This is a genomic window from Acinetobacter sp. AYS6, from assembly GCF_025630795.1.
GTDB lineage: Bacteria > Pseudomonadota > Gammaproteobacteria > Pseudomonadales > Moraxellaceae > Acinetobacter.
The window spans coordinates 366890-388493 of the sequence record NZ_JAOTNV010000006.1 but is presented as its reverse complement, the minus strand read 5'-3'; the positions used below and the strand labels follow the sequence as shown (position 1 = coordinate 388493).

19 protein-coding genes and 1 pseudogene are annotated in these 21604 nt (G+C 38.3%); 3 read left to right on the top strand and 17 right to left on the bottom strand.

Translation table 11 applies throughout. The annotated features are described in order from the left end of the window. Positions 1 to 156: 156 nt before the first annotated feature. On the bottom strand, positions 157 to 591 hold the full coding sequence (locus OD757_RS10155) for a GFA family protein (protein WP_081400118.1): 435 nt from the start codon (positions 589 to 591) through the stop codon (positions 157 to 159). 225 nt (positions 592 to 816) lie between these two features. Here OD757_RS10155 and OD757_RS10150 point away from each other — a divergent pair, with 225 nt between their 5' ends. Beyond that, positions 817 to 2382 carry a phospholipase D family protein gene (locus OD757_RS10150; RefSeq protein ID WP_204389430.1) on the top strand — a complete coding sequence of 522 codons (1566 nt, stop codon included), beginning with the start codon at positions 817 to 819 and terminating at the stop codon, positions 2380 to 2382. A 17-nt stretch (positions 2383 to 2399) separates the two neighbouring features. Here the strand turns inward: OD757_RS10150 and OD757_RS10145 are convergent, their stop codons facing one another. From OD757_RS10145 to pqqA, 9 genes are all read right to left on the bottom strand, one after another. After that, positions 2400 to 2987 (bottom strand): uracil-DNA glycosylase family protein, encoded by a 588-nt coding sequence (locus tag OD757_RS10145; protein ID WP_009391269.1) that lies wholly within the window; start codon positions 2985 to 2987, stop codon positions 2400 to 2402. A 200-nt stretch (positions 2988 to 3187) separates the two neighbouring features. Next, entirely contained in the window at positions 3188 to 3424 is a 237-nt protein-coding gene (locus OD757_RS10140) for a hypothetical protein (protein WP_263031783.1), read from the bottom strand. Positions 3425 to 3660: 236 nt separating this feature from the next. Continuing rightward, positions 3661 to 3837: a hypothetical protein gene (locus OD757_RS10135; protein ID WP_009391273.1), complete on the bottom strand. Its 177-nt coding sequence runs from the start codon at positions 3835 to 3837 to the stop codon at positions 3661 to 3663. A gap of 580 nt (positions 3838 to 4417) precedes the next feature. After that, positions 4418 to 5470 carry a dipeptidase gene (locus tag OD757_RS10130; protein ID WP_263031782.1) on the bottom strand — a complete coding sequence of 351 codons (1053 nt, stop codon included), beginning with the start codon at positions 5468 to 5470 and terminating at the stop codon, positions 4418 to 4420. 18 nt (positions 5471 to 5488) lie between these two features. After that, positions 5489 to 6643 (bottom strand): pyrroloquinoline quinone biosynthesis protein PqqE, encoded by a 1155-nt coding sequence (pqqE, locus tag OD757_RS10125; protein WP_263031781.1) that lies wholly within the window; start codon positions 6641 to 6643, stop codon positions 5489 to 5491. Next, positions 6640 to 6924: a pyrroloquinoline quinone biosynthesis peptide chaperone PqqD gene (gene pqqD, locus OD757_RS10120; RefSeq protein ID WP_049836639.1), complete on the bottom strand. Its 285-nt coding sequence runs from the start codon at positions 6922 to 6924 to the stop codon at positions 6640 to 6642. The genes pqqE and pqqD overlap by 4 nt, the downstream gene beginning before the upstream one ends. After that, on the bottom strand, positions 6921 to 7679 hold the full coding sequence (gene pqqC / locus OD757_RS10115) for a pyrroloquinoline-quinone synthase PqqC (RefSeq protein ID WP_263031780.1): 759 nt from the start codon (positions 7677 to 7679) through the stop codon (positions 6921 to 6923). The genes pqqD and pqqC overlap by 4 nt, the downstream gene beginning before the upstream one ends. An 8-nt stretch (positions 7680 to 7687) precedes the next feature. Continuing rightward, positions 7688 to 8599, bottom strand: coding sequence for a pyrroloquinoline quinone biosynthesis protein PqqB (gene pqqB, locus OD757_RS10110; RefSeq protein WP_263031779.1), 912 nt, complete (start codon positions 8597 to 8599; stop codon positions 7688 to 7690). Between the two features lie 75 nt (positions 8600 to 8674). Continuing rightward, the gene (pqqA, locus tag OD757_RS10105; protein ID WP_001982218.1) at positions 8675 to 8749 is read right to left on the bottom strand and encodes a pyrroloquinoline quinone precursor peptide PqqA; all 75 of its coding nucleotides are present in this window, start codon (positions 8747 to 8749) and stop codon (positions 8675 to 8677) included. Between the two features lie 248 nt (positions 8750 to 8997). Here pqqA and OD757_RS10100 point away from each other — a divergent pair, with 248 nt between their 5' ends. Continuing rightward, positions 8998 to 10779 (top strand): bifunctional metallophosphatase/5'-nucleotidase, encoded by a 1782-nt coding sequence (locus tag OD757_RS10100; RefSeq protein WP_263031778.1) that lies wholly within the window; start codon positions 8998 to 9000, stop codon positions 10777 to 10779. A gap of 54 nt (positions 10780 to 10833) precedes the next feature. Here OD757_RS10100 and OD757_RS10095 read toward each other — a convergent pair whose 3' ends face one another. Next, a complete protein-coding gene (locus tag OD757_RS10095) occupies positions 10834 to 11235 on the bottom strand; it encodes a transcriptional repressor (protein WP_263031777.1) in 402 nt (133 codons plus the stop codon). 139 nt (positions 11236 to 11374) lie between these two features. Continuing rightward, entirely contained in the window at positions 11375 to 13336 is a 1962-nt protein-coding gene (locus tag OD757_RS10090; RefSeq protein WP_263031776.1) for a TonB-dependent receptor plug domain-containing protein, read from the bottom strand. Between the two features lie 217 nt (positions 13337 to 13553). On the opposite strand from OD757_RS10090, the gene OD757_RS10085 reads away from it, so the two are divergent. Further along, the gene (locus OD757_RS10085) at positions 13554 to 16715 is read left to right on the top strand and encodes a multidrug efflux RND transporter permease subunit (RefSeq protein ID WP_263031775.1); all 3162 of its coding nucleotides are present in this window, start codon (positions 13554 to 13556) and stop codon (positions 16713 to 16715) included. 52 nt (positions 16716 to 16767) lie between these two features. On the opposite strand, the gene OD757_RS10080 is transcribed toward OD757_RS10085, so the two are convergent. From OD757_RS10080 to OD757_RS10060, 5 genes and pseudogenes are all read right to left on the bottom strand, one after another. Next, positions 16768 to 16956, bottom strand: a complete 189-nt coding sequence (locus OD757_RS10080; protein ID WP_400198623.1) for a phosphopantetheine-binding protein — start codon at positions 16954 to 16956, stop codon at positions 16768 to 16770. A 30-nt stretch (positions 16957 to 16986) separates the two neighbouring features. After that, positions 16987 to 17637: pseudogene (locus tag OD757_RS10075) on the bottom strand (isochorismatase family protein); the annotation flags it as partial. 21 nt (positions 17638 to 17658) lie between these two features. Next, a complete protein-coding gene (locus OD757_RS10070) occupies positions 17659 to 19323 on the bottom strand; it encodes a (2,3-dihydroxybenzoyl)adenylate synthase (RefSeq protein WP_263031774.1) in 1665 nt (554 codons plus the stop codon). After that, entirely contained in the window at positions 19320 to 20558 is a 1239-nt protein-coding gene (locus OD757_RS10065) for an isochorismate synthase MenF (RefSeq protein ID WP_263031773.1), read from the bottom strand. Before OD757_RS10065 ends, OD757_RS10070 begins: the two co-directional genes overlap by 4 nt. 44 nt (positions 20559 to 20602) lie before the next feature. Next, positions 20603 to 21373, bottom strand: a complete 771-nt coding sequence (locus tag OD757_RS10060; protein ID WP_263031772.1) for an SDR family oxidoreductase — start codon at positions 21371 to 21373, stop codon at positions 20603 to 20605. Between the last annotated feature and the right edge of the window lie 231 nt (positions 21374 to 21604).

Here is a 21604-nt window from a genome sequence, read left to right as displayed (position 1 = left end):
TCAGCCTTTTAAGGAAGTATGATAGATATCATGTTTTCTAATGTAATTGTTGTGCTGCCAATTGTAAGTAATGTGTTTTTGTGAAACCTGCAAGCATAACCATCCGAAAAAAATAAAATTAATGCAAACAGAGTCACATTTTTTTGAAAATTTATTTTAATCAAAAAATAATTTTAGCTCATCTAAAGTTGGAAGCTGGGAATAAGATTGATCTGCATCTATTGTATTTGCCCAGTTTGTCTTTGAAATCATACAAAAATTGAGCTTTTTTAGCACAGTAATATCTTCATCTAATAAACCCAATGGAATCCACATAAAATGAGTAGTTCCCACTAAGTTGGGTACTGACGATCCGCATTTACTACAAAATGATGATGTGAAGCCTGTTTCTTTTTTATAAGTCCGAATCAACTCAAAACCTGATAGCCATTCAAATTTATCCTTACTCACTAAAGTGGCTGCATTTGCTCCTGTTCCAGTTTGTTTACGGCATAGACTACAGTGGCAATGATAGACCGTGTTTATTTCATTGTTTATAGAAAATTTGACTTCATTGCATAGACAAGAACCCACATGACTCATCTCGAGCATCCTGTGAAAAATAATATCGAATATAGCATTTGGCTTAATAGTGTTAAATTTAACTTTCAAATTTTAAATAGATATCTTTTCTTTAAGAAGGTCTATAAAAATAAGGAATTGCTAGAGTTGAGGGTTGGCAGAATGCACTTATACTGTTTAATATGAATTTTGACATATAAATTGAATATAAAAATGCTGTGATGTATTTATCTTGGATGCGACTTAAAAGCTTACATGATTAATCAACTCTATCAGCAGTACAGTAGTATGGCATTAAATGCTTGGGGCTTTACACATACACCTTCGTATAACGGTACATACGACCCTGATGAGAATGAAATAGTGACGAAAAGATTTAATTGGTTGAATGATGAGCAAGCTACAGAAAAAACTAAACAAGGATTAACTGCTTTTGTGGCATTAGATGATGCCTTTATCAGTATCGCTTCTCGTATGTACTTGATTAGAAATGCAAAAGAAAAAATCGATTTACAATATTATATTTGGACAAATGATTTTGTTGGAAACTTAATGCTGCACGAGTTGTTAACGGCGGCAGATCGTGGTGTAAAAGTTCGGTTGCTCATTGATGATCAAAATGGAATAAAGCTTGATGGTGTTCTAAGAAGCCTTCTCCACCACCCTAATTTCGAAATTCGTTTATTTAACCCATACAAATTTAGATACTTAAGAATTTTAGACTATATTTTTCGGTTCAAAAAAGTAAACCATCGTATGCATAATAAATTAATTATTGCTGATGGCGTGATTGCAGTAACAGGCGGCCGAAATATCAGTAGTGAGTATTTTGACGCAAGCAGTAAGTTTCAGTTTACAGATTTAGATATTTTATTTTATGGGCATACGGTACAGCACGCTCAAGCGGTTTTTAATGATTTTTGGCAAAGTGAGCTAAGCCAAAACGCAACTGAGCTGATCGGAACTTGTGCTGTCCACCACCTGCAATCTTTACGAGAGCATTATCATGACCTGCTTCATGAAAATGAACATCATACTCAAACCGAAGATAAACTTTACAATGCGCAAAGTTATTTAAAAGAACTTTTAGAACACTATCCAATTCAATGGTCAAAAGCATATTTTGTTGCAGATTCGCCTAAAAAAATCTTAGGGCAAGCCTCTAAAGAAGAGATGCTGTATGGGCAAGTCATGGCCATTATGGGGGAACCAAAGCAGCATATCGAATTAGCTTCAGCTTATTTCGTTCCTACACAGCAAGGAGCTTACTATTTAAACCAGCTAAAGGTACAAGGAGTTAAAGTCAGGGTTTTAACCAATTCTTTTGCTGCAAATGACGTGGCAATTGTGCATGCTTTCTATAGTCAATATCGAGTTGAAATGCTAAAAAGCGGTGTAGAACTATTTGAGTTTAAGCCATTTTTGGAACGTAGACGTAGAACATGGTATGAGGTAGTGACCGGAAGCGTTATTCCCGCAAAAGGTAAAAATAAATCAAGTTTACATGCCAAATTTTTTGATGTAGACGGTAAAGTATTTATTGGTTCATTTAATTTTGACCCACGTTCGACTTTTTTAAATACTGAGGTTGGCCTTGTGATTGAATCGAGTCAATTACAGGCTCAAGTTTCGGTTATGCTCGATCAGCACCTACCACAAGTTGCTTATCAACTTAAGTTAAATAGTGAAGGAAAAATCATTTGGTTAGATTATCAGTCGGATGGGAAAATTGTTGAATATGAAAAAGACCCGGATACGAGCCTGTTCCAACGCACAATGATTAGAGCGGTTTCATATTTACCCGTTGAATGGATGATGTAGGAGCGCTCTAGCTCTGCTTATAAAATTCCAATCTCTTTAAAGAATTTTTGATAAGCCTCTGCTTTTTTCTCTAGTGCCAATGGATAAGCTCTAGAAGAAGATGGTAAGCGATATAAATTAATATCCCGCCCTGCAAAGTAAGTCGACGTAGATGTCCCTATAAGCGGTTTTTCAGTGTTTTCTGGTAAAACAGAAATTAAAGTGTCAGTGGCTTTATCGCCTGTAGTCATAATGGTCTGACAGAGCGGGATCTGCTGAAGCAGTACAGCAAGATCTGTTGGCGTTACGATTTCAAGAAATTTATCGGCGGCATTCCCCTTTAATCGCTTAATTTGGTAAGCCGTGTCAAAAATCGCAATACCAGTTTCAATTAAGAAGTTTCGGATACGTTCTTCATTAAAGTTTTTTTGGTTTTCACTTAAAAAGTAAGTTTTGTCTTGAAAAAAGATCAAACCAAAAATTCGCCACATATCATTTTGGAAATTCGGATAGTAAAAATCCATCTTCCATTTATTACGTGGTGGTGGAAAGCTACCTAACATTAATAAACGGGCATTCTCTGGCAAAAATGGTTCAAGTGGATGTGTTTCTATCTCGATTATCATAAAAAATCAGTAGTTACTTAAAAAATTTATAATTAAATTAACCTATTTTTGAGTTAATCACGAGTCATGAAATGCAATTTCTCTTAATTAAAGCGTTAATGGGAAGAATTAACTCTTACTGAAAAACATTGAGGTGATACCTCTGTAGGAATCACCTCAATAATTTATAACGTGTAAGTGAGCTGGTGAACTCAAACTTATTAAGAGTTCAAGACTTTAAAAACCTTACCTGTTCTTGGATGAGCAAAACTGTTATCCGGATCTAAATTAATGACTTTATCCGAAATCACAATTTTAGAAAGTGGCAACCAATTTTGCTCTATTCCAGCTTCGACAAAGTTTTTTTCATAAATATTTTCATAAATTTGTTCAACAACGATTTCCATACCACACATACTTTTGGCACTTACTTCTTTTAAAATATGGCGCTTTGACATTCTAGTCTCCATTTTTTTATTATCCGCATCGATAATAATAAGGACTCCACTGATACAATATGTAAATTTTAATAATGAAAGTGTTTTTTTTGTTTTAATCACATTTTTGTAATAATTAAATGAATAGTTGAGTAATAATTTAATTTAAATCTTATCTTTAAGTTAATCTATACAAAATAATTATATGTCTTAATAAATATTAAAGGGCTCATTAACTGAACCCTTTTTATTTAATCTTAAACTTGTACAGCATTATCCACTGAACCGTCATCTTGATTTTTAGCACTGTCTTTACTAATCACTGAGTCAGTATCGCTATCTGTGTTAAAACTCTTACTGTTTTTCTGCTTTTTCTTGTACATACACATCCCAATCGCAATACCTGTTCCTATCACTAAAATTGACTTTAACATTTTGCACCTCTTCGATTGACGGAGTAACTTTTGAGAAATCAGCTTAAATTAATAGCACATAATTTGTTATTTAACGGCGTTCATTTGCTCCGCTTTTGTAAGGTATTTAATTTTTATGTTAATTGAAGAGCGTAATAGTTAAAAAAATAAATTTTGATACAAAGCAAAAAGCCTATTCTGTTTTTGAATAGGCTTTTTACTGTATTTCAGGATTAAGCAGTATTATGAATTGCTTTAAGCAATCTTATTATCTTTAAATACACTACAAATGTATTTAATGCTGAACTTTTAGTCAAGATAGGATTGAGGGGGTTTACCAATAATTAGTGATTATTGTGATGAGTATCACGTTTGTATTAGGTGGGATAAGAAAAAACCCATTTCTACTTCTCATAAAGAAATGGGTAATGTGAAAACCACAAAAGACCTGAAATACTAAATGTTCTTACATTCAGTAAGGTAGAGTGTAATGAATGCATTAGGTGGTTAACAATTAATCTATTTGCATTTTCTTTAGTCATTTCGGTCAATAAAAAAATACCATGAAATGATTAATTTCAGTATATTTAAGTCTTTGGACTTATTTTTCAAGAATTTTAGAAAGCACGTTTAGCCAGTTCGTAAAACATAGATTTTCAATAAGTTTGCTTGAGTAAGCTCTCTGTTGCATGCGATTAATAAGTTTATGTAGCCCCATAACATCATCAAGCTCTGTACCAATCAGTGCGCCGTCAAAGTCAGAACCAAAACCTACGTATTCTTCGCCCAAATGATCTATCAAATACTCTAAATGATCTAAAATTACATCTATAGATGTATCCGCATTTCGTTGTCCATCCGAACGTAAAAAAGCAACGTCGAAATTCACCCCGACCATACCTTTGCTTTCTCGAATTGCTTTAAACTGGTGGTCAGTTAAATTGCGTGCTTGGGGACATAACGCATGCACATTGGAGTGTGTTGCTACAATTGGCTGCTGCAATATATCAACCGTATTCCAAAAAGCTTTCTCATTCATATGTGAAACATCAATCACCATCTTTTTATCGGCACAGCGTCTTATAAAATCTTTGCCATCACTCGTGAGACCTGCTCCTGTGTCGGGTGAATGAGGAAACTTAGCATTTAAACCATGCCCAAAGCGGCTAGGTCTATTCCAGAGTGGGCCAATACTACGCAAACCCCTACCATAAAACACATCGAGTAAATCCGGATTTTGCTGTAAAGCTTCAGCACCTTCCATATGCAATACAATGCCTAATTTCTGCGTATCTACACAACTCTGAATATCCTGAACGGATGTGCAAATTTCAATATTTTTAGAGCGCTCAGCGAGTTGGTGAGCTAAATCGAGTTGTTCCAAGCAAATTTGTTCAATTTGCTGTTGGGTAAAATCAGCAGCATTTGGATCAAAGAGTTTATTAGGATGATGCTGTTGAACATAGCTATATGGCGGTAAAAAAATAGCAAACATTCCCCCGACAAAACCAGCTGCTTGACAGCGTTTTAAATCGAGATGGCCCGCTAAACGGTCATGAATAAAAGCATGTACAGGATCTGGATGATCACTTAGCCATAGACGCGTTAAAGCATCATTATGCCCATCAAAAACTGGAATATGGCTAGGCTTCATGAGTATCCCTATTGATTGCTATATATCGGTAATCGTGTGGACCGGAATATTTTGTGTAGCGCTTAAAGATCTAGAGTTTCGACTATTACGGAACACGAGTTGTTGCAGAGGTGCAGCCAAATGGCTTTCTGAACGTGCTTCTTCAATCATTTGATGATACGGCGATTTCCCACATACAGGATCGGCATTAGCCGCATCTCCAGTCAACATATAGGCCTGACAGCGACATCCGCCAAAGTCTCGATCTTTATCTGGGCAGCTACGACATCCTTCTGGCATCCATGCATCACCACGGAAATGGTTAAATCCAGTTGATTTGTACCAGATATCAGACAATTTGTGTTCACGGATGTTTGGAAACGAAATTGGCAACTGTCGTGCTGCATGGCAAGGCAGTGCCATACCGTCTGGAGCGACCGTAAAGAAGATTTTACCCCAGCCATTCATACAGGCTTTTGGACGTTCTTCATAATAATCAGGCACTACAAAAATGAGTTTGCAAGGATGATTTTGCGCTTTTAATTTTTCTCGATATTCATTGGTAATCCGTTCTGCACGGGTCAGTTGCTCTTGTGTTGGTAATAAACCTTGGCGGTTTAGAAAAGCCCAGCCGTAAAACTGACAAATTGCCAACTCGACTGTGTCTGCATTCAGCTCTAGGCAAAGCTCAATGATTTGTTCAATCTGGTCAATGTTATGTCGATGAATAACAAAGTTAAGTACCATTGGATAATCATATTTCTTAACCAGTCGACACATTTCATACTTTTGTTCAAAAGCATGCTTTGAACCTGCTAAGGCATCATTTACAACAGGGTCACTGGCTTGGAAGCTCACTTGAATGTGATCTAGCCCCGCTTGCTTTAAATCAGCAATACGTTGTTCGGTAAGGCCCATACCTGAGGTAATGAGGTTGGTATAAAACCCTTGTTGATGGGCATGTGCAACAAGCTGTTCTAAATCCTGACGTACCAATGGTTCACCGCCAGAAAACCCCAGTTGAACAGCACCCATCTGACGTGCCTGATCAAAAACATCAAACCACTCTTGGGTGGTTAGCTCATTTTTATGCTGAGCATAATCTAATGGGTTTGAGCAATATGGGCATTGTAGCGGACAACGATAAGTTAACTCCGCTAATAACCATAAAGGCAGGCCAACACCTTCTGTCATACTAAATCAATCCAGTGTTGCTGCTTGGCAACGAGCATGTAATCCACTACATCTTGATCAATCTCAGCAATTTCACCAAATTTTTGCTTTAACTGAGCAATAATTGCAGAAACATTTTGCTGCCCATCAATATATTGTCCGATTGCCCCTGCACTTTCATTTAACTTGATCATGCCTTCAGGATATAAAATCACAAAACCATTTTGAGCTGGCTCGAACTGAAAACGGTAACCCTGTCGCCATGTTGGCACAAGGTTTAAATCAAACTGCTCTTTATTCATTTAAATAGTCCTTTGTGCCAAACTCGTTTGCTCGTCACAGTGTGATATGGTGCTTCGTTGTGAACATATGCCAAAGTTAAAGCATCTAAAATGCTCCATAAAATATCCAGCTTAAACTGCAATATTTCAAGCATTCGTTCTTGTTGCTCAAAAGTTGTAAATGAATCAAGCGTAATTGTTAAACCATGTTCAACGTCACGGCGTGCCTGACTTAAACGAGAACGGAAATACTCATAACCTTTATCATCAATCCATGGATAGTGTTGTGGCCATGAATCAAGTCGTGACTGATGAATTTGTGGAGCAAAAAGTTCAGTTAAAGAACTGCTTGCTGCTTCACGCCATGAAGCACGGCGTGCAAAGTTCACATATGCATCTACTGCAAAGCGAACACCCGGTAATACCAGTTCTTCAGAAATAACTTGTTCACGACTCAAGCCCACAGCTTCGGCTAAGCGTAACCATGCTTCTCGACCACCGCCATCTGGATATTCACCATCTTGATCGATCATGCGTTGAATCCATTCTTGACGGACTCGCTGGTCGGGGCAATTTGCCATAATTGCCGCATCTTTAAGCGGAATATTAATTTGATAGTAATATCGGTTTGCAACCCAAGCCTGAATTTGTTGCTGGGTGGCTTTACCTTCATACATCATCACATGGAATGGATGATAGATATGATAATACTGGCCTTTATCGATAATGGCTTGTTGGAATTGTTCGGTCGTTAAAGCTTCAGGTGTTTGAGTCATGTTTCACCTTAGAGTTCAATCTGCATGCCGTCATAGGCAACTTCTACACCATTTGCTTTAAGCTCAGCAAACTGGCTAGAGTTTTCATTTAAAATTGGATTGGTATTGTTAATATGAATCAGCACTTTTTTAGGTGTACTCAGCTGATTTAAATAAGACAGTGAACCACCTTCACCACTAATATATAAATGCCCCATTTCTCGGCCAGTTTTAGTTCCAACCCCTGTTTGCTGCATTTCATCGTCTGTCCAAAGCGTACCATCAATCATAACGCAATCTGAACTCTGCATGATCTGCATGATTTGATCGTCAATTTTTCCAAGACCCGGTGCATAGAACAACTGTTTTTGTGTTTTATGATCTTTGATAATTAAAGCAATATTGTCACCGTCATATGGGTCGTTTCGATGCGGTGAATATGGTGGCGCAGCACTTTTAATAATTAAAGGCAAAAATTCTAAATTTTCGAAACCATCAATTTTAAAAGCTTGTTTAGGATTGATTTCATTGTATTGAAGACCGCCATTCCAGTGTTTGAGCATATTAAAAACTGGAAAGCCGCTCGTTAAATCTTGGTGGACCATTTCTGTACACCATACATTCATTGGACAACCTTCACGTAAGGTTAAAAGTCCCGTCGTATGGTCTAATTGACTGTCCATTAAAATAACGCTCGTTATTCCTGTATCACGCAATTTACGCGCTGGTTGAGCTGCTTTAAATTCGAATAGTTGCTGACGGATATCAGGTGATGCGTTTAATAAAACCCAGTCTGTCCCATTTTCAGAAACAGCAATTGATGATTGAGTACGAGCTTTGGCTTGGATTGTACCTGTGCGTACACCATGACAATTCGGGCAATTACAATTCCACTGCGGGAACCCGCCTCCGGCAGCTGAACCTAAAACATAAATATACATAAAATTAATATCTTATTAGAAAGAGATAAGCCCTAGAACAAGACTAGGGCTTATGACATATTTGGATGAAACTGATTAACGCGCTTCGAAGTACATCGTAACTTCAAAACCAATGCGTAAATCAGTAAAAGCTGGTTTAGTCCATTGCATAAATTATCTCCGGTTCATATTAATCTCGTGAAATGAATCACTTGATTAAATCTTATAAGGTCATTAAAAATTTATTCTAAATAAAAAATTCGGGTTTGTAGACCACCCCTAGCCAAGATATTGTTCGATAATTGTGTTTTTTGTCCAAATTTTAATATTTCGAACATATTTGCTTATGGGAGGTTTCATCAAACATTCATACTAAAAGCGTATTTTTTATCCGTCTTAATTGATCAAATGATAAAAAAATGAAAAATTTAACAATACTTTTTAAAGTAACAACACTTTCTCTGGCAGTAGCGTTATTGGCGGGATGTAATGACGATGATGATAATGACACCGCACCACCTGCTCAAAGAAGCAATCAAACCGTAAATATTTTAGCTTTTAATGACTTTCACGGAAATCTTGAGCCGCCTAAGCGTTATATTGAGGCACCAAATCCAAATGATGCTGCTCAATCTGTTCGTATTCCTGTGGGTGGAGTGAGTTACTTTGCCGATGCGATTAAAAAACTTAAAGCAGAAAATCCAAATAATGCTGTGGTTTCGGCAGGCGACTTAATTAGCGCCTCTCCGCTCACTTCTTCTTTATTTTTAGATGAGCCGACCATTGAAGTGATGAATGATATTCAAATTGACTTTAATGCTGTAGGTAACCATGAATTTGACCGTGGTACAGATGAATTACGCCGTTTAAAGAACGGTGGATGTCAGCAATATACAAGTACTGCACCTTGCCAAATTAATAAAAACTTTAGCGGTGCAAAATTTGATTTCCTTGCAGCTAACGTAGCAATGAAAAATGATGCAAGCAAAACGATCTTTCCTGCCTATAAAGTCAAAACTTATGGTGGAATTCCAGTTGCATTTATTGGTTTAACCCTTAAAGCAACACCAAGTATTGTTTCAGCTGCTGGCATTAAAGATGTTGAGTTTCGTGATGAAGCAGATACGGTAAATGCTTTGATTCCTGAGTTACAAAAACAAGGAATTGAAGCGATTGTAGTGGTTGTACATGAAGGTGCAGCACCAAGTACGAAGTTTAATGAAAAAACATGTGATGGCTTAAGCGGCCCGATTTTAGGAATTTTGGATAAGCTTAATCCGGCAGTGGATATTGTTGTTTCAGGCCATACACACCAATCTTATATTTGTGACTATTCTACAAAAAATCCCGCAAAACCATTCTTACTTACTTCGGCTGGACAATATGGCACGCTCATTACTGACATCAAGGTTGAGCTAGATGGTAAAACTGGTGATGTGATTAAGAAGGATGCTAAACAAGTTCCTATACAAAGTGAGGCCTATACGTCTGGCACAACCACGGTAAGCCTTACCGATCTCTATCAAAAATTTAGTAAAACCCCAAGCATTGAAGCCATTTTAGATAAGTACCGCCAAGCGGTGACCACCATTTCAAGCCGCGTGGTTGGAACTGCAACAGCAGTAGTAAGTCGTACTCAAGTTGAAAGTGGTGAAAGCCCGCTTGGTATTATGATTGCTGATGCTCAACAAGCGGCTGCCTTAAAAGCAAGTAACCAAGGCTCTGACTTTACCTTAATGAACCCAGGTGGTGTCCGTGCCGACCTACTCATTAACAGTAGTAACCAGATTACATTTGGCGATGTTTTTGCAGTGCAACCTTTTGGTAACTCTATTGTGACTCTGAGCTTAACTGGCAAACAAATTCGAGATGTAATTGAACAGCAATGGTCTGGTGCAAATGTAAACTCACCTAGAATTTTACAGCCGTCTAAAGAATTAACTTATCAATATGCGGCAAATGTGACTGTTTCGCCACGAGCAAGTAACATCATGGTTGCTGGTTCACCATTGGTTGACAGTAAGGTATACCGCGTGACGGTAAATAGCTTTTTGGCAGATGGTGGTGACAACTTTACGGTATTAAAAGAAGGCCAAAACCGTGTAGGTGGTGGTCAAGATATTGATGCCCTTGAAAGCTATGTCGCTAAGACTTCACCTTTAATTATTCCAGCGACTACTCGAATTAAAGTCATCAAATAGCAAATTTAATAAAAAAAGGACAGTTTAGGCTGTCCTTTTTTCTCTCTAAACTTTTTATTCTGTATAGAGATTAAGTTCAATACTACTGATATTAGTTCCTGTATTCGCAAAAATAACATCTATGACCTCATGCAGTAGTTCTTTCACTTTTTCATGTTCATAGCTAGTTGCTTCTGCGGTTTTAAGACAAATCAAGTTACAGCTCATTTTATCTTTTCTGATTTTGTAGATACTTTTGCTTTTTCCTAAGAATATTCTTTTGATGAGCTTGCGATTTTCAAATTCAGATAAAATACGATAAATCGTTCCGAGCGTTATTTTATGTTCATTTTTAATTTGTGCATAAATACTCACAGCGCTTAAGCCTTGTGGATTTTGATTTAAAATTTCAAAAACCTGTATTCTCGATTTTTTTATGGGTAGTCCATTTAATAATGATTTTGAAGTTGCCGTCATGATTAATTAGCCTTAATAGTTAAAAGTATAGAAATTCTTAAAATTATTTTGTCTATACTGCCTTGAAAATTATGGATATCTGTTAATTAAAAAAGCAAAGCCTATTCCCCTACGAATAGGCTTTGCACTTCGTTTTAGCTTAGAAACTATAAGTCGCTTTTACAAAGTAATTGCGGCCATAGAGTTTGGTGTTAAAGGTTTTGTTTTTATCTTCAAGGTCAACATCTGTCAGGTTTTTTACGCCATAGTCCAATGTTAAACGTGGTGAAAGTGGTGACGTAAATGTCACATCGTAAGTGGTATAAGTTGGTAACTCTTTAGTTGCGGAGTACATTTGCTTACCCACATAGCTTACACCTGCATTTACACGGAAGTCTTCAACGGGTGCCCAAGAAATTGAACCATTAGCCAGCCATTCTGGTCGTTCAGTTAAATCTTTACCTGTGGTTTTATTTTTTGCATCTAAGTAAGTAGCGTTTGCCTTAACACCTAAATTATCCGTGAAATCATAACCACCTGTAAGCTCAACTCCTTTGAGTTCTGCACGGCTTACATTAGTCCAGATTTTTCTAAAATCACCTACTAAACGTGGGTCTCCATTACTTAAAGTAATGGCTTCAATCAGATTCTTCACATCATTTTGGAAAACGGTAACACCCGCATTCCAGTTTGGACGAGTCACAATTAATGATGCTTCGTAGTTGGTGCTTTCTTCTGGTTCTAAGTCGGGATTGCCTCGAATATGGCAACTACCTCCACATGAAATCATTGAGTAGTTAATGTCTAACTGAGCTGGAGCCGGAACTTTATAAGCTTGGCCTACACCACCTTTTAAGACTACACCTTCAGCGAGTTGATAAGCTAAATAGGCTTTACCAGTCGATTTGCCATCAAAGTCATCAAAGTCGTCGTAACGACCACCTAAAGTTAAGGTCAGCGCATCGTTAATATGGGTATCGTTTTGAACGAATACACCGTAACTTTTTTGCTGGTTTTTCCCTGTACCGATATAACTCACAACGTCTGTAATTTTTTGATCTTTATAATCAAAACCAGCTGTGGCGTTATTCATGAGCCAGTCAAAGTTTGCGAAAGCACGGCCAATTAAATTTTCTTGCTTATAATTACGATTTTGTGGCGCATCATATTCACTGTCGTAGTCAGAAATTTTAGCTGTTTCTTTTCCAATATAAGCTTCTGTTTTACCCCAACCCCATTTACCACGGTGAGCAATTCCCACATTGGTTCGTTTCATTTCTGATTCTTGAATTGAAGTTGCCGCATCTTGGGTCAGTGGGCGTTTATCGTTGTTATAGCCCAAATCTAGGTCTAAAGTTTGTTGGTCATTAATATTCCAACTTAAAGTACCATTTACGTTTTTAGTATCTTTTTCTACAAAGTAAGCGCCATCTGGATCTGGTTTACCATTTCGATACCACGCATCGCGGTTATAAGCATCTCCAGCCAAAGTAAAACTTACATTGTCGGTTAAACCACCATATAAGTTAAATCCATAACGGAATTGATCTTTACCATTCCCACGGTCTGCTCGGTTATATTGCCCAAAGACCGAACCATGAAGCTGCCCGTCTTCGGCTTTTTTGGTAATAATATTAATTACGCCACCCATGGCATCTGCCCCATAGAGCGATGACATTGGCCCGCGAATGACCTCAACACGTTCAATACTATTTAAAGGAATTGCACTCCAGTCAAAGTCATTACCACGCCACATGGCACCATTAGATGACATGCGCTTACCGTTAAGTAGGATGAGTGTGTAGTTTCCCGATGTGTTGAGCATTCCTCGTATAACGATTTTATCTTGCCCACTATTGTAGTTATAAACCCCAGCTTGTTTTTGTAAAACATCAGCAAGGCTCAGCGCCGCACTACGTTCAATCTCTTCACTCGTGATCACACTAATGGATGCGGGTGCTTTATCTACGTCTTGTTCTTTTAATGCAGCAGAAACCACAATCGTTTTAAGTTTTTGAACTGGTTCACTATTACCCTGCTGTTCAATATCTGTATTTGCTTGAACGGCGAAAGGAAGTAGTGTTGAGATGGCGACCACCAGCGCCTTTTTCGTTAACGTCATTTCTCGGCCCTTATTCTGGATAATGATTAACACATGATAATTATTATCATTTATGATGTGCCGAGCATCATATACGCATGACTTTTACTGTTCAAGATAAAAATAATTATTAGTTATATAATGATAATCATTATTGTTTGTAGTTTAAAAAAGCGTTACCATTACACTTTAGTGTGCCTAAAAACCTATTTAAAACAATCTCAAAGTAGACATAACAATGCTCTCTCGTTTTTTTATCTACCACCCTATCTTTGTTTGTGTCATTGCAATCACTATTCTTATTTTTGGTTTTTTTGCCACTTTAGCCATGCCTGTCGAACGCTATCCAAACCTTGCACCGCCCGGTGTAACGGTTGTTGCAAACTATCGTGGTGCAGCTGCTGATACAGTCGAAGAAAGTGTGACCCAAATTTTAGAACAACAAATAAAAGGTCTGGATAATTTGCTTTACTTTACGTCACATAGTGAATCGTCCGGAACGAGCAGCATTGATATTCATTTTAAAATTGGCACAGATATCGATAAAGCGCAGCTCCAAGTACAAAACCGAATTAATGGTGCTTTAAACCGTTTACCTGAGGAAGTTCAAAGACAAGGCGTTAACATATGGAAAACCACGGGCGATATGCTACTTATTGTGGGGCTATATGATGAAACTGGTAAAACCAGCAATATTGATTTGTCTGATTATATGGTGAATCACTTTGAACAACCTTTAAGTCAGTTGCAAGGCATTGGGGAAGTTAATGTTTTTGGTTCAAGCTATGCCATGCGCATTTGGTTAAATCCAAATCAGCTTAGAAATTATCAACTTGTGCCGAGTGATATTGAAAAGGCCCTAGAAGATTATAATACCCAGATTGCTGCGGGTTCGATTGGTGCAATGCCCTCTGCTTCTGACCAAAATATTTATGCAAAAGTAAAAGCAGGTTCACGTTTAAAAACAATAGATGACTTTAAATCGGTAGTGGTTAAAGCAAATGTTGACGGTAGCCTTGTTTATTTAAAAGATGTCGCGAGAGTTGAATTAGGGGCAGAAAATTATGAAAGTATTAATACGCTTAATGGCTACCCATCGGCAGGTTTAGGAATTTCTCTAAGCCCTGATGCCAATGCAATTGAGACTTCTGCTCTTATTAAAGAAAAAATGGCTCAGCTTAGCCAGCATTTACCAGCTGGATATAAAATCGTTTATCCACGAGACAATACACCATTTATTGAAGAGTCAATTAAGCAGGTCATGATCACTTTGCTTGAAGCAATCGTGCTTGTTGTTATTGTGATGTATCTCTTTTTACAAAATTGGCGTGCAACTCTTATTCCAACCATTACGGTTCCCATCGTCATAAGTGGCACATTTGTAGTGTTGTATTTATTTGGGATGAGCATTAACACACTTACGCTATTTGCTCTAGTTTTAGCGATTGGGTTATTGGTTGATGACACCATTGTAGTCGTGGAAAATGTTGAACGTCTCATGCACGAACAACAGCTAAGTGTACGTGAAGCTTGTTTGATGTCGATGCAAGAGATTAGCGGCGCATTGGTGGGTATTACGCTGGTCTTAACCGCGGTATTTATTCCAATGGCTTTTTTTAGTGGTTCGACGGGTATGATTTACCGTCAGTTCTCTATTACATTAGCAGCAGCCATGTTGTTATCGCTATTTGTAGCCATGACCATCACGCCAGCAATGTGCGCAGTTCTATTAAAAAAACATAATAAAAAACCAAAATGGGGACAAATGCTTGAGCTTGCTCTTCAAAAAGTCAGATCAGCTTTTAGTTTTTTATCTGTTCGTTTAATCCAATTCAAAGTATTTTCCAGTCTATTGGTTGTGGGCATCGCGGTTATTCTATTTATGATTTATCGCAGTTTGCCTACAAGCTTTATTCCAAATGAAGATCAAGGATTACTTGCTGTTCCCTATAGTTTGCATAACAGTGCTTCAATGAGCCAAACCGAAGAAATTGGAAGACTCGTCAATAATTATTTCTTTGAACACGAAGGCAAAAATATTAATACCGTACTGGTCGTGAATGGACAAAACTTTTCAGGGAGCGGTCCAAATTTAGGTATGGCCTTTGTTTCGCTTAAACATTGGAATGAGCGTAAAGGAGAAGCCAATACGGCGAGTACTATTCGTGAACGTGCCCAAGCATATTTACAAAAAAACTTGCCAGCTAAAGTCATGGTAGGAATGCCACCAAGTGTATCTGGTTTAGGTCAGTCTGATGCTTTAGAACTTTGGCTTAGAGATGTAAATGGTCAAGGGCGCGATGAATTAATTAAACAATATAAAGCCTTAGAAAAAGAATCTCGAAATTATTCGGCCTTTGAAAATCTAAGTCCTCTTGTTAGTGAAGATAAAGCCGAAGTATTTATTCAACTCGATCAAAATAAAGCCAAAATGTTAGGAATTGACCAACAAGCAATTCGTTCAACACTATCGACGGCTTGGGGTGGAAACTATGTTGGCGATTTTGTTGAACGAGGTCGAATTAAGAGAATCATTATGCAAGGTGATTCAGAGTTTCGTTCTAAACCCGAAGATTTAGCATATTGGCATGTGCGTAATAACTCAGGTGGCATGCTTTCTCTCGCCCATTTTGCACAAAGTCAATGGACTGGTGGCCCAGAAGCTCTTACCCGATTTATGGGACTGGCTGCCATTCAACTTGAAGCAAATGTAAGTTCTGGCTTTAGCTCAGGTCAGGCAATGCAACAGTTAAATGATATGGTCAGTAAACAGTCTGGTATAGATGTCGCATGGAGCGGTCTTTCTTTACAAGAGCAACAATCTAGCCGCCAAGCAATTTATTTATATCTCATTTCTATTTTGTTTATTTTCTTATGTTTGGCTGCCTTATATGAAAGCTGGAAAGTTCCTTTTATTATTTTATTAGGGCTTCCTCTAGGCATTACAGGCACTATTATTTTTGCTTGGATTTTTAAGCTACCTAACGATGTTTATTTTCAAATTGCTCTATTAACAGGTATTGGCTTATCTTGTAAAAATGCGATTCTCATTGTTGAGTTTGCGACTCAAGCACTCAAACAAGGGAAAAGTAAAATCGATGCGGCAAGTGAAGCTTTAAAGCTACGCTTACGTCCGATTTTGATGACATCCCTTGCCTTTGGTGCGGGCGTGGTTCCTTTGATTTTTGCAACTGGTGCAGGCGCTGCGAGCAGATATGAAATTGGAATGAGTGTATTTGGTAGTGTCGTGTTTGGTACATTACTGGTACCGTTATTTACTGTGTTCTTCTTTGTTGTGGTTCATAGTTTACCGAGTTTTCAGTGGTCAATAAGCAAACCATGGTTGAGTAGAACTTTAAGATTTAACAGCCGTATTAAAAAGGACAATACATCCTTTTAAAGCTTAGAACAAAAAAAGCAGATATTAAATCTGCTTTTTTTGTTCTTTCAATTTAAGCGACTAGCTTCTCAATCCAAACTTCTAGGGTTGGTTGTTCAGCTAAATCTTCAAAACTCACCTGTGCACCGTAAGCCTGCCATTTACCCACTAATGTCATGAGGCGTACCGAGTCAAGCCCAAGCATGAGCAAATCATCATTTAACTGAATGTCTGATGCAGGAATCTGAAGCTGTTCACTCACCGCCAAAACAATACCTTCTTGAGTGAGTGGTGATGCCGCTTGTTCAAGCGCCCAAGCTCGTGTGACTTGCTGAGTTGTCATGACTTGCCCACAACGTGTACTTGCGTATTTTAAAGCCATATCGTGTTCTTCACGGCTAAAGTCAGCGAGCGCGTCTCCACATAAAAATGGCTGGATATTTAGCATAAAGGCTTCTGCGGCACTCATGAGGCAGCCAATATGGGCATAAACACCACAAATGATGAGCTGGTCGCGGTTTGACTCACGCATGAGTTGTTCAAGTGGAGAAAACTTAAATGCGCTATAACGCCATTTTGTTAAGACAGTATCATTTTTTTGAGGAGAAATTTCCGGCAAAATTTGGGTAATATATGGGTCATCTTTTAAACCAGTTCCCCAAAAGTCCGTTAATAACTGGCGATGTTCAGGTGTCTGATTACCAGGCTGTGCAGTATAGACCACAGGAATATTAAACTTACGCGCAGTTTCAATCAGTTCTTTGGTATTTTTAATGAGCTCTGGAATAGGCGCTTGAGTTTGATCATAAAAATCTAAAAAATATTGCTGCATATCATGTACCAATAAAACGGCGCGATTGGTATGCAACTGCCAATGTGTTTTATTCGCTGTAAATTCATGCGCTTGTGGCATGTTGTAACTGGCAATTTTAGGAATACTCATCAAATTTTTCCTTTTTTATCTTTAAGCAAGAATATTAGTGTTGGTTTCAAATTGTTGACGTAATCTTTTTTTGTCGATTTTTCCAAAGGCTGTATATGGAAATTGCTCGATAAATTCGACTCGATCGGGAATTTTGTAGGTAGCAAGTCCATAATCTTTCAGATGTTGACGAACTGACATTGCAAGACGAATTGGGCTTGGGTCATCACTTTGTGCTTGCCATGCAATAAAGGCACAGCTTTTTTCCCCCATAATCTCATCAGGCATAGCAACTAGTGCTGCTAGGCGAATTTGTGGATGAGTTAATAACGCTTGTTCAACCTCCTCAGTCGCAATTTTTTCACCAGCGCGATTGATTTGTTCTTTTGAACGCCCTTCCACAACAATGCATCCATCTTCGCGAATACGCACTAAATCGCCTGTTCGATAAAAACCATCTGGGGTGAAAGAACGTGCATTGTGCTCTGGTGCTTGATAATAGCCGCGAATGGTATAAGGCCCACGAGTCAGCAAATGCCCTACTTCTCCAGCGTCTACTGGCTGATCGTTATCATCCAGCACCAAGATTTCATCATCTTGCGAGATTTTTAGACCTTGGGTATGGATAATTTGCTCTTTCGTCATGTCAAAACGGGTGTAGTTCACCAGTCCTTCTGCCATGCCAAAAACTTGTTGTAGATTGACTTGGAACTCATCAATTAGGCGTGAGGCAACGGCATCGGGTAAACGTGCTCCTCCGACTTGCAAGCAACGAAGAATCGACAATATTGGATCTTGATCTTTCGCTGCTTTATCCATCCATGGTCGAACCAAAGCAGGAACCAAACAAGCATCAGTCACACCGTGTTTTTTGATTAATGAAAAAGCAGTTTCAGGGCTTGGATCAGTTCCTAAAACCACAGCACCACCCGAATAAAAAATGCCTAAAGAACCAGCCGAACTCATTGAAAAATTATGCGCCGCTGGCAAAACCATGAGTAAGCGTGATGACTGATTGAGACGACAGATTTTTGCGCTTTCGCGTACGCTATATAAGTAGTCGTCATGGGTACGTGGAATTAGTTTAGGAACACCAGTACTTCCACCTGAAAGTTGTAAGAAAGCAACCTGATCTGCCGTAGTTGGCGAAATCACCTCATCTGAAATATGGTTTTCTTTTAATAGATCTTGAACCGCTACAAATTTATCGGCATTTCCAAGGACAAATACATGTTGTAAGCAAGGAGCAGTTTGCTGAAGCTTTTCGGCAAGCTCTCGGTAGTCAAATTTTTGTGCTCCAAAATCAGCACAGAAATAAGCTTTTGCTTGAGTTTGTTTAAAAAAACTACTAAGTTCTGCAAAGCGATGTGCAGGTAAAGACATTACAGGTAAAGCACCAAGCCGAATCAGTGCAAAAAATAAAATATAGAACTGATAGTGATTCGGCATTTGTACAACTGCTTTATCACCCGCTCTTAGTCCATATTGATATAGATGACTTGTACAGCAATCGACTAAATAATCAAATTCAGTGTAATTTAGGGCCTTATCACCATCATATACCGCAATATTTTGTGGGTATTTTTGAGCACTTTCACGCAAGAAATCACTCAAGTTTTGTCCAAACCAATAACCTTTTTTACGGTAAATCTCAGCAAACTCTGCTGGATAAGGCACGGCGCCATCTAGATAAACCTGTGTTGTCATGTGTTTGGTCCTTGTATTGGCAATTGATTGGGTGAAATCTGGAATCCATCCAGTACAGTACGAAATTTAGCGGCAGTTTCAGCATGTTCAGCTTGCGGACGAGACGCTTCCACAATTCCTGCACCAGCAAATAAACGGGCAATATTCTGATAAATTCGGGCACAGCGAACAGTCACCGACCATTCACCATTACCTTGTTCATCTGCCCAGCCCATAGTTCCTGCAAATAATTCACGGTTAAATGGTTCAAGTTGCTGAATTAGTTCTTTCGCAATTGGACTAGGCTCCCCACAAATTGCAGGTGTTGGGTGTAAACGTTCAATTAAGTCAAAAACATGTGTATCGGCTTGCTTAAGTTCGCCGGTAATATGTGATGCCAAGTGCCAGAGACGTTTGGTACGAATGAGGGATGGTTGTTTAGGTACTTTTAACTGCTTACAAAAAGGTGTGAGCTCATCGGCAATCATTTCGATGACGAGTGCATGCTCATGTTGATCTTTTTGTGAAGCCAGTAATGCTCTGGCATTGTTTTGGTCTAGGGTTGGGTCGTCATCACGAGCCAATGTACCAGCAACCGGTTTACTCCAGATTTTTGTATTTTGCTTTGCAATTAAAAGTTCGGGACTTGCACCGACAAACCATCCTTCACTTTGAGGATGCCTCGCAACTGCATAGTTATAACCTTCGGGATTATGCTTAGCTAAGTTATAAAATAAGTCCGAGACAGGAATATTTTGTTCAAACTCAAGTTGTAAAATACGAGCAAGTACTGCTTTATCAAGTTTTTTTGCTTGCATTTGTTGAACTAAATACTCAACTTGCTGTTGGTAATGTTCACCTAAAGGGAAATAATCCGCCTTTTCTAAAGATAAAGAACCAAAATCAATATCGGATTGTGCATAGAGTACTTTCTGATAGATTTTTGCATTTTGCATGAGCATTAAATTGACATCGGCTGCCGAGCAAAATGGTAGTCCACCCATAATTTTGACGTCTTTATAACCGTCATTTATTGCAAGCTGTAATTGAGCTCGCGCTTCATCTAACCAATCTTTTAAAAGGCTATTTTTTGTGACTTGAATATCTCGTAATTTTTGATGACTATTGATGGTGTATTCTGGCGTTGTGAAAATAAAACCTGCGTCATTTCCACAATTTAAAATTTCTTGTGCTAATGCAACGCGGCTTTCAGTAAAATTTTCTCGTTGGATAAAATACGGATGCTGTGCCGACATCTCGCAACTCCTTATACAGTTATTTTGTTGTAATGAATGGATGTTTAAACGCCTAAAGTGGCTCCTCCATCAACCACAATTTCTTGCATGGTAATTTGTGCAGCCTGATCAGAAAGTAAAAAACTCACCGTATTGGCAATATCTTCAGGTTGGGCTAATTTTCTTAAGGGAATGCCTGTACGGTATTGGCTTAAATCTCCATCGATTACCGCAGGCGGAGGCGAATTATCTGTCCAAAGCTGCTGCTGCATTTGAGTTAGCGTAGAGCCTGGTGAAACAATATTAAGCCTTACCTGGTGAGGTGCGATTTCAAGCGCAAGATTACGGCAGTAATGGCTCAATGCAGCTTTTGTCGTTGCATACATGCCAAGTTGTATACGTGGCATTCGTGAGCTATTCGAGCTAATCGTGACAATACTTCCCTGCTTTTTTTCACAAAAATGCTTGGCCAGTTGTTGACTAATCGCAATAGGTGCCATGACATTTACTGCGAAAAGTGTTTGCCAGTCTTCTGTGTTTGCTTCAAGCATAGAACGCATAATCAAAACGCCCGCCGCATTCACTAAACCTGTCACGCTATATTTGTTTAAAATATTGTTAATGAGCTTTGCTGTTGTTTCTTGATCAGTAATATCTTGCTGAAAGCCTTGCCAAAGCGATATTTCACGTTCTTCTAGCTTTTGAGTGATTTCCCATTGTTCTGGGTTTTCCTGTCGGTCGATGCCGATCACTTGATACCCTTGCTGCAATAATTTTTTTGCAATAGCAGCTCCAATACCTCTTGCAGCACCTGTGACTACGATGGTAGAGCTCATGTTTTACTCCAATTTGACTCGAATATTAAATTGCGCCACATAATTGCAAATAATTATCATTATTATCAAGTGCGATAAATATCAAACATAAGATTACAATCTAAATCAAGTTATTTATTAACCATAAATCCAGATTAAATTATTGTTTTTAAATAATATTAATAAAACTCATCTTTTTTTATTGATTATAATGATAATTGTTTTCATTTACTAATGAGAATCATTCTGATA